The following is a 9,330-nucleotide window of genomic DNA, read 5'->3' on the forward strand; positions in this document are numbered from 1 at the left end:
GCAGACCACGGTTATCCAGCATCCGGTAATGCTGGTTCTGAAATCGGATGCAGTGTCCACAGTCTACCGTGCGTTCGTTTAATACCGCAAGAATCAGATTGATGGTTTCATCTGAGGGTGTCAATAACTTTTGAAAATGTCACTTTTTAATCCTAAGTTTCACTCGAGAAAATGTCACTTTCATAAAAGGGCTTTTGCCCTTTTATGAAGCTGATTGCTGCTTCTCAAAAAACAGTTCATACAAAAATTTAAGTGAAAGATTATAATCCTCCATCCACCAGATGGCTTTCCATTCATCACTGCTATGGCGCAGCTGCAAATGCGGTTCTACGGCTGTCCGTACTTTTTTGGGAACCTTTTTACTGGCGTTTTTATTTTGGGGTTTCAGGTAACGGATTGTGTCGTAAATCTTACCATTGTACGCCACCCGGATACCAAAACGCGGGTTTATCAACACAGTGATTTCGCGGCGGGCATTGATGATCGGGAATCCCCGGTCTAAAATCCGGAAACAGCGGTTCTTGAAAGAAAAGGTTCCGGCAGCATCTGTCTTCCGAGTATGCTTCACGCAAAGAATGGAATCCAGGTCAATCCCTTTTGATAAAGGAACAAAAATGGATTCTGCTTCCGGAGTGACAGAGAACTTCTGATTGAAGAGTTTCCGGTATTCGGTTTCCAGAAAACGGTTTGCTTCTGACAGAGTTTTGATGCCCCGCTTTGCGAACTCAACAGGAAGCCTGCTCTGCAGAGTCGCCCATAAGCGTTCGATGCGTCCTTTTGCCTGAGGCGTTTTTGCAAAGATGAGGTCAATCCCCAGTTCATGCATGGAACGGCCAAACTGGGTCAGATGGACGGTTTTGCCGGCGATCAGTTCATCTACCGTAAGCTTTCCCGTCTTAGGAGAACGGAAGATGGTATGATTGTCCGAATAAACGGTCTGGGGAATACCGAAGTCCATGCAGCATTGGTGCATGGTTTCCAGATAACCATAGAGGCATTCATTCTGCGTAAGGAAAAGGCCGACGACCTGCCCGGTAGCATCATCGATGGCGCCGTGGAGGGCGTATTTAACACTGCCGCCGAACCATTCATAAGGAGTGGCATCGATCTGGATGAGCTGTCCGGGATGAGGTTTGCGTTTCCGGCGGTGGGTACGGTGACGAATTTTTTTCTTTTTAGGGCTTTCAAAACCTGCATTTTTTAGTATACTGGAAAGAGCAGAGTAGGAAAGAGAGATTCCAAAGTCTGCTAAGAGAATATCTTTGAAATGGAGGAAGTTGACCCCAGAGAATTCCGGGCGGGAAAAAATCTTAAGGACAGCTTCCTTCGTTTCATCTGAAACAGCGTGAGCAGGTTTTCTACCGGTATTTTTATGGATGAGGGATTCAGCGCCAGAGGTAAGGACTCCTTTCTTTAAACGTGTAATCTGGCGGGTAGAAAGACCTAAGAGTTCAGCGGCCTGTTGTCTGGAAATAGACTTGTCGATGAAACGGTTGATGACAGTAAGAGTTTTCAGTTGTTCCTGTGACAATGTAATTTTACCTTCTTTCATAGCTTTTATAGAATATCAAAAAGAGACAGAATCTCAAGTGAATCCTAAGGAGACATTATCACAAGTTAATAACATAATCTTCTTTGTGAAATTTGACACGGTTTCTTAAATAATGTAAAATTTAATACCAACATTTTAAATTTGCGTTCATGTTGAAAAAATTTGTATTGCAGACTTTGATATGTATGAACGTAGCCTTCCGTCAAGTCTGCTAAAAAGCACTTGCAAAGAAACGTAATGATCTATGATTTAATAATATTGGGAGGTATGAGTTGACTATTGAACTTTTGAACAAGGAATGGGACTTTATAAACCAGATTTCTCTGAAGATCCATGCCAGTGAAGACCGGGAGGAAATGGTAAACAATGTTTTTTCTTTTCTTCAAAATTTGATCAGTTTTGATTATGCGTCCTTTTACTTGTATAATAACGGAAATGCCGTATGTCCGGTAGGCTATAATTTCAGCCAAGAAGAACTGCTTTCTTATATTAACGGGTGGGAAGCTTATGATCCTTTTAAACCTTTGAGGACATTGCTCTGCGATTACAGCCACCCGGCAATTCGGGCGAATGAATATGTGTTCAAAAAAGCGGCCGATGAAGAAGAATACTATAAACTCTGGCAAATAAAAGACATAAAATATTCAATTTTTGCCGGGTTGGGGTATAATTCCACGATATTGGGTTCAATCAGCCTTTATCGCAAAGAAAGTAGCGATAAAGATTTCTCTGACAGAGATTTGAAAATCATGAATCTACTGAAATCTCACATTAATATTTGGCTGTGGAGAGATCAGAAACATAGCGAGCTAGAAACCGTATTACCCGGTACGTTATATGAAATGAAGAAACAGTACCATCTTACAGACAGAGAGTTGGAAGTAATCGGGTTATGGCGCGAGGGATTCACAGATAAAGAGATATGCGAACGTATTTCCATTTCTCTAAATACCTTGAAAAAACATATCAGTAATGTATTTGGAAAGTTAAATATTAATAGTCGTGTGGAACTATTAAAAAAATTCCCAAAAGATTAAATTAATACGTACAGAAAAAAGGCAGTCATGCGAGTGTGGCAACATACTCAGGTGGCTGCCTTTTTTGTTTGAAAGAACGAAGGGATACTTTATTAGAAGTATGTATTGTTATACAAAAGAAGTAGAATAGCAAAAATAAATGATTGAATTATCAGAAAAATACAACTAATCGGTGTTTTGGAAAAATATATTTGCTTTATAATTTTTGTTATAACAGGGAGTTAAAAATAAAAAAGGAGAAAACGATTGTGAAGGCAGATGTAATTTTAAAAAGCAGGGCGGTTTTTGACGCTGTACGACGAGAACCCTGTGAAGGGTTTGTCGCGGTGGCAGGAAATAAGATCGCCGCGGTAGGAAACGATCAGAATGTCATGAACCGGCTAACGGGTAGAAAAACAGAAATTATTGATTGTGGAAATCGGCTGATCATCCCCGGACTTATTGATGCGCACATGCATTTTTTTAATGGGATTTTTCAAAACAGTCCATATATGTGCAGAGAACTATTTGATTGTAAATCAGCAAAAGAATGCGTTCAGACCGTTGACAGATTTGCAAAACAGCATCCCGATTACAAACGGATTTCCGCAATCGGCTGGTATATTCCGGATTGGGAGGATAAAACATATCCCCACAAAAGGATGCTTGATGCAATCGAACCAGAGAGGCCCGTATATTTAATGTGCGCGGATGGGCATTCTTTCTGGCTCAACTCGAAAGCATTAGAAGAATGCGGTGTTGATCCTGATAAGCAACTTTTGTGCGGGACAATTGAAACTGATAGCGATGGAGAAGTTAATGGGTTGCTGCATGAAATGGATGCATGTTCCATATGCGCTGCAAAAGCCCAGGAACTCCCACAGCAGGAAGCCAGACAGATGATTTTGAATTTCGTTTGTGAACTTTCTAAAAAAGGGATCACGGCAGTTACTGATATGGCCATCCAACTGGAACCAACTCCGATTCCCGGGGAATTGATGACGCTATCAGAATTAGAAAATGAGGGAAGTCTTCATGTAAGATTAGCACTCTATCCAAGCCTTGGTATTACAGATGATTTTTCCATCGCCAGGGAATACAGAAACCGATTCTGCTCTGACAAACTTTATGTGGGAGGGCTGAAGTCTTTCGTTGATGGTGTACACGGAAATTATACGGCGTTATTGCTGGAACCTTACGCAGACGATCCCAATCGACAGGGAAAGTCTTGTTTTCCATATGAAATTTACGAAAAACAGGTTGCTGCCGCTAATAAAGAGGGATTCGGCGTTAAACTCCATTGTACGGGCGAAGGAGCGTCAGAACTTGCGCTTGATGCTTTTGAGATGTCCCGAAAAGCCAATGGAAATATAGATGTGAGAAATTCTATAGAACACGCGGAAACTCTCCGCTATCCGCAGTTTGAGAGATTCAGACGGTTGAATGTGACAGCGACTATGCAGCCGTCGCACCTTATGGCTGTTGGTAACGGATTGAAACGAAAAGTGGGGGAACAGCGCGCGCAATACGAATATGCTTTGAAAACAATGCTTTCCCATGATGTAAATGTGGCATTTAGTTCGGACTATCCGGTAGCGCCTTTTGATCCGCTGCTTTCGATCTACTTTGCGGTTACCCGATGCGATAAGCAGGGAAATCCGATAGATGAGATAAATCAAAATATTACTTTGGAACAAGCGCTGAAAGCGTACACTTATGGAAGTGCTTATTGCATTCACGCTGAGGATAAGCTTGGCACGTTGGAACCTGGGAAACTGGCAGATATAGTTGTATTTAATCAAAATCTTTTTGAGCTGGAGCCAAAAGAATGGCTGAATGCCAAAATTGATCTGACAATGATGGACGGAGAAATCGTATATAAAAGTGAGGAATTTTAGAAGGAAGGAGTTTATTATGAAATCGTTCTCGTTTAAAGATGAAAATGGAAAGTTTTACTATGGATGGTGGATCGTTTTAGCGGCATCAATTGTAACAGGTTTTGTATACAGCGGGATCGTCTCCGTAACCGGTGCCTTTATGCTGCCGGTTACACAGGATTTGGGGTTATCTGTGACAGCGTATTCCTTTTATCTAACTATTTCCAGTATAACAGGAATTGTTACACTGGCGCTCATATCAAAATATTTAAATGAAAGGCATATTAAAAAAATTATGATTATCGCGGGGCTGATCGGAGTAATTTCTTTCCTCGGGTTTGCTATGGCGCAAAACGTATGGATGTTCTATATTTTTTCGATACCTCAGGGATTTTGCTTTGCGGCTATGACGATGACGCCCTGTCAGCTTCTGGTCTCCAACTGGTTTGGAGAAAAGGCAAAAGGAAGAGCTATTGCCGCAATGCTTACGATTATGAATCTCATTTATATCGGGGAGCTTAATTTGCTGAATCTGATAATCGGCAATATGGGGTGGAGGGCCGGATATTTGACACTTGCGGCATGTGTGGCGTTTTCTGTTCTGGTAGCGGCAAAAATAATTGTTTGGAGTCCTGAAAAAAAAGGAATTTCAAGAGTTGGAGATGCGGATGAGGGTGAGCTTGCAAAGGCGCAATCACTGGTATCAAAAGGAATTGACTTTCGCGTTGCTATAAGAAAACCTATTACCTGGTTGGTTCTTCTATCGTGTACACTGGCAGTAATCGCCTCCAGTTCCATCCTGCAGCATGCGATTCCGACCATGGTGGTCAGCGGGTTTTCTCCGACTCAGGCAACGGGTATTATTTCCGCCTTATCTCTTGTTATGATCGTTACAGGACCGTTTATCGGATATATCTGTGATAAATTCCGTTTATCCATAGCGGCAGTAGGATCCGCTCTATGCTTTGCCGGATCGGCAGCAGGATTGTCACTGCTGAGCGTCTCAAAGAACGCGGTAGTAATCTATGCAGTTTTATATACCTTTGGCGTTGCGACGGTTAATATTATTTCCCCTCTTTTAATGAACTATATGTACGGAGAAAAAGATATGCCTCGCTTTATAGGCTATATTAATATTTTTATTGCTGTAGGGGGAGCCTTCGGAGCCGCTGGTCTTGCGGCCCTTTATGAATACTTTGGTTCCTATCAAATCCCTTGGATGATTATGGCGGGAGTTCTGGTTCTTGTTGCGGTTATCAGAGGAATCAGCACTTCTAAAAACAGGAAATATACACCGGATGAATCGTAAGGAGGTTTAAAGCAATGGTCAAGGCGGATTATCTGTTAAAAAGCAATGCTGTGTTTACAGGAAAAGAAGACAGGCCTTTTTCCGGAGCAGTTGCTGTTAAAGGAAATAAAATTATAAAAGTTATGAAAAAAGAAGATGCGGATCGATATGAGGCGGACAGTATTCTTGATTACGGCAATAAAATGATTATGCCGGGGTTTGTAGATGCGCATGTACATTATTTTATGGGGGCCATAGCGTACAGTGATCATATATGTACGAAAATTGCAAATTCTGTTTCTGAAGAACACTGCGTAACGATTATGAAAGAATATGCCTCCGAACATCCTGAGGAGGAGCGGCTTCTGGGCATTGGATGGTTTCCTTCAAACTGGGGAGATGCACCTCTGCCTTCAAAGAAATCACTGGATGAGGCTTTTCCCGATAAACCGGTGTATTTAATAGCGGCAGATGTTCATACTCTATGGATGAATACAAAAGCTTTGGAGGAGTCGGACATCAAAGTGGATATGAAGCCTAGAAGTGGGAGCGTCGGCATTGATGAAAAGGGAGAATTGAGCGGTCTGCTTTTTGAACCGGATGCCATGGCGCCCGCTATGTTAAAGGTACAGGAATTTAAGACAGCGGAAATGATCAAAATGAATGAGGCGTTCCTGAGCCATATCGCAAGATGCGGTGTAACGAGTATAAGCGAAATGTCCGCCGATCCATATAAAACAGAAGTCTTTGCCAAATACTGTTCTCTCAAGGAGATGGAAAAACAGGGAAGACTTACAGTCAGGATGCATATTTATACCGAATTGGCAGGGCATACGGATTTTACCGCGGCAAAAAAGTGGCAGGGGATTCTAAATAGTGAGAAGCTTCGGCTTAGCGGGGTAAAAGGATTTGTTGATGGAGTAACGTCGACCTTTACCGGGTTACTTCTTGAACCATATAGCGATAGAATGGACACAAGAGGTATTGATGTGCCTAATCTTTCCCGTGAAGAAATGGAGCCCTGCATTATTGCAGCGAATAAAGCGGGGCTTTCTGTAAGACTCCATGCGATTGCGGACGGATCAGTGCGTATGGCTCTCGATATGTATGAAGCTGCCATTCGGACAAATGGAAGCGAGGGGATCTATAACACAATTGAACACATTGAAAATATTCACCCACAGGATTTTCACAGATTTAAGGAACTTCAGGTAATCCCTTCCATGCAGCCTTATCATCTGACACTGGATGCTTTTGAAAAGGTCGGGCGGATCGGGGAAGAACGATGCAGATGGGAGTGGCCGCACAAGTCATTGCTAAAGGCGGGGGCCGTACTTGCATTTGGCACCGATTATCCGGTTGTGGACTTTAATCCATATCCGACAATTTACGCAGCCGTTACAAGACTGGATGATAATGGAGAGCCAACCAGCGCCAATCCTCAGGAATCTATATCGCTGGCGGAGGCTTTGCGGGCGTATACTGCGGGAGCGGCAAAAGCATATGGCAGGGAGGACATTGGAATGTTGGAAGAGGGAAAACTGGCAGATATTATTGTAGTAGATAAAAATCTATTCGAAATATCTAAGAGGGAAATTCTTGATTGTCAAACGGCCATGACTATGTTCGATGGGAAAATTATTTTTGAGAAATAGACGCCGGGAACTGGGACATTAAAATGTTCCGGTTCTTTTTAATGTAGGGTGTAAGAGCACACGAATGAGGGAAATGATCCGCAATTTCTAAAACAAGGAGAAGATCGTATAAATATTTCGGGCTCGCGAGGGAAAAGAATGGGCAAAACGGGAAATTTCGTGAAAAAGGATGTTTTTCGACTCTGCCAGTCCATAAGTTTTATACGATTTTTGTTAAATCAAAATCCTTTCGGATGGGGCTTCCCGTTTCGGCGGGAGCGCTTAAAATCAATGGAAAACAGAATTGAGAATTGTGTGATAATCTTCTCCGTGAAATGTCAATAACTTTTGAAAATGTCACTTTTTAATCCTAAGTTTCACTCGAGAAAATGTCACTTTCATAAAAGGGCTTTTGCCCTTTTATGAAGCTGATTGCTGCTTCTCAAAAAACAGTTCATACAAAAATTTAAGTGAAAGATTATAATCCTCCATCCACCAGATGGCTTTCCATTCATCACTGCTATGGCGCAGCTGCAAATGCGGTTCTACGGCTGTCCGTACTTTTTTGGGAACCTTTTTACTGGCGTTTTTATTTTGGGGTTTCAGGTAACGGATTGTGTCGTAAATCTTACCATTGTACGCCACCCGGATACCAAAACGCGGGTTTATCAACACAGTGATTTCGCGGCGGGCATTGATGATCGGGAATCCCCGGTCTAAAATCCGGAAACAGCGGTTCTTGAAAGAAAAGGTTCCGGCAGCATCTGTCTTCCGAGTATGCTTCACGCAAAGAATGGAATCCAGGTCAATCCCTTTTGATAAAGGAACAAAAATGGATTCTGCTTCCGGAGTGACAGAGAACTTCTGATTGAAGAGTTTCCGGTATTCGGTTTCCAGAAAACGGTTTGCTTCTGACAGAGTTTTGATGCCCCGCTTTGCGAACTCAACAGGAAGCCTGCTCTGCAGAGTCGCCCATAAGCGTTCGATGCGTCCTTTTGCCTGAGGCGTTTTTGCAAAGATGAGGTCAATCCCCAGTTCATGCATGGAACGGCCAAACTGGGTCAGATGGACGGTTTTGCCGGCGATCAGTTCATCTACCGTAAGCTTTCCCGTCTTAGGAGAACGGAAGATGGTATGATTGTCCGAATAAACGGTCTGGGGAATACCGAAGTCCATGCAGCATTGGTGCATGGTTTCCAGATAACCATAGAGGCATTCATTCTGCGTAAGGAAAAGGCCGACGACCTGCCCGGTAGCATCATCGATGGCGCCGTGGAGGGCGTATTTAACACTGCCGCCGAACCATTCATAAGGAGTGGCATCGATCTGGATGAGCTGTCCGGGATGAGGTTTGCGTTTCCGGCGGTGGGTACGGTGACGAATTTTTTTCTTTTTAGGGCTTTCAAAACCTGCATTTTTTAGTATACTGGAAAGAGCAGAGTAGGAAAGAGAGATTCCAAAGTCTGCTAAGAGAATATCTTTGAAATGGAGGAAGTTGACCCCAGAGAATTCCGGGCGGGAAAAAATCTTAAGGACAGCTTCCTTCGTTTCATCTGAAACAGCGTGAGCAGGTTTTCTACCGGTATTTTTATGGATGAGGGATTCAGCGCCAGAGGTAAGGACTCCTTTCTTTAAACGTGTAATCTGGCGGGTAGAAAGACCTAAGAGTTCAGCGGCCTGTTGTCTGGAAATAGACTTGTCGATGAAACGGTTGATGACAGTAAGAGTTTTCAGTTGTTCCTGTGACAATGTAATTTTACCTTCTTTCATAGCTTTTATAGAATATCAAAAAGAGACAGAATCTCAAGTGAATCCTAAGGAGACATTATCACAAGTTAATAACAATGGTTTCATCTGAGGGTTGTTCAACGAACACAGATTTGGTATGATGGATAGGAAGAGAGAACTTTGCATTGAATTTCTTTATGTAGGAGTGGAGAAATTCATTTGCGCCCTCTATCGT

6 protein-coding genes are annotated in these 9,330 nt (G+C 42.6%); 4 read left to right on the top strand and 2 right to left on the bottom strand.

Annotated features, from left to right (window positions below):
- Window positions 1-202 precede the first annotated feature (202 nt).
- Window positions 203-1,531: an ISNCY family transposase gene (locus H9L42_RS16250; RefSeq protein WP_243235848.1), complete on the bottom strand. Its 1,329-nt coding sequence runs from the start codon at window positions 1,529-1,531 to the stop codon at window positions 203-205.
- A 293-nt stretch (window positions 1,532-1,824) separates the two neighbouring features.
- On the opposite strand from H9L42_RS16250, the gene H9L42_RS16255 reads away from it, so the two are divergent.
- The 4 genes from H9L42_RS16255 (at window position 1,825) to H9L42_RS16270 (ending at window position 7,388) form a co-directional block, all read left to right on the top strand.
- Window positions 1,825-2,589 carry a helix-turn-helix domain-containing protein gene (locus H9L42_RS16255; protein WP_187304458.1) on the top strand — a complete coding sequence of 255 codons (765 nt, stop codon included), beginning with the start codon at window positions 1,825-1,827 and terminating at the stop codon, window positions 2,587-2,589.
- Between the two features lie 248 nt (window positions 2,590-2,837).
- Window positions 2,838-4,466 carry an amidohydrolase family protein gene (locus H9L42_RS16260; RefSeq protein WP_187304459.1) on the top strand — a complete coding sequence of 543 codons (1,629 nt, stop codon included), beginning with the start codon at window positions 2,838-2,840 and terminating at the stop codon, window positions 4,464-4,466.
- A 16-nt stretch (window positions 4,467-4,482) separates the two neighbouring features.
- The gene (locus H9L42_RS16265; protein WP_187304460.1) at window positions 4,483-5,754 is read left to right on the top strand and encodes an MFS transporter; all 1,272 of its coding nucleotides are present in this window, start codon (window positions 4,483-4,485) and stop codon (window positions 5,752-5,754) included.
- 14 nt (window positions 5,755-5,768) lie between these two features.
- Window positions 5,769-7,388, top strand: a complete 1,620-nt coding sequence (locus H9L42_RS16270; protein WP_187304461.1) for an amidohydrolase — start codon at window positions 5,769-5,771, stop codon at window positions 7,386-7,388.
- Between the two features lie 399 nt (window positions 7,389-7,787).
- On the opposite strand, the gene H9L42_RS16275 is transcribed toward H9L42_RS16270, so the two are convergent.
- The gene (locus H9L42_RS16275; protein ID WP_243235848.1) at window positions 7,788-9,116 is read right to left on the bottom strand and encodes an ISNCY family transposase; all 1,329 of its coding nucleotides are present in this window, start codon (window positions 9,114-9,116) and stop codon (window positions 7,788-7,790) included.
- Between the last annotated feature and the right edge of the window lie 214 nt (window positions 9,117-9,330).

Source organism: Zhenpiania hominis (assembly GCF_014333425.1).
GTDB lineage: Bacteria > Bacillota > Clostridia > Peptostreptococcales > Anaerovoracaceae > Hominibacterium > Hominibacterium hominis.

What these genes read in the sequence shown, in the direction of transcription:
- H9L42_RS16265 (WP_187304460.1), top strand. Translation starts at nt 4,483, where the DNA reads ATGAAATCGTTCTCGTTTAAAGATGAAAATGGAAAGTTTTACTATGGA.
- H9L42_RS16270 (WP_187304461.1), top strand. Translation starts at nt 5,769, where the DNA reads ATGGTCAAGGCGGATTATCTGTTAAAAAGCAATGCTGTGTTTACAGGA.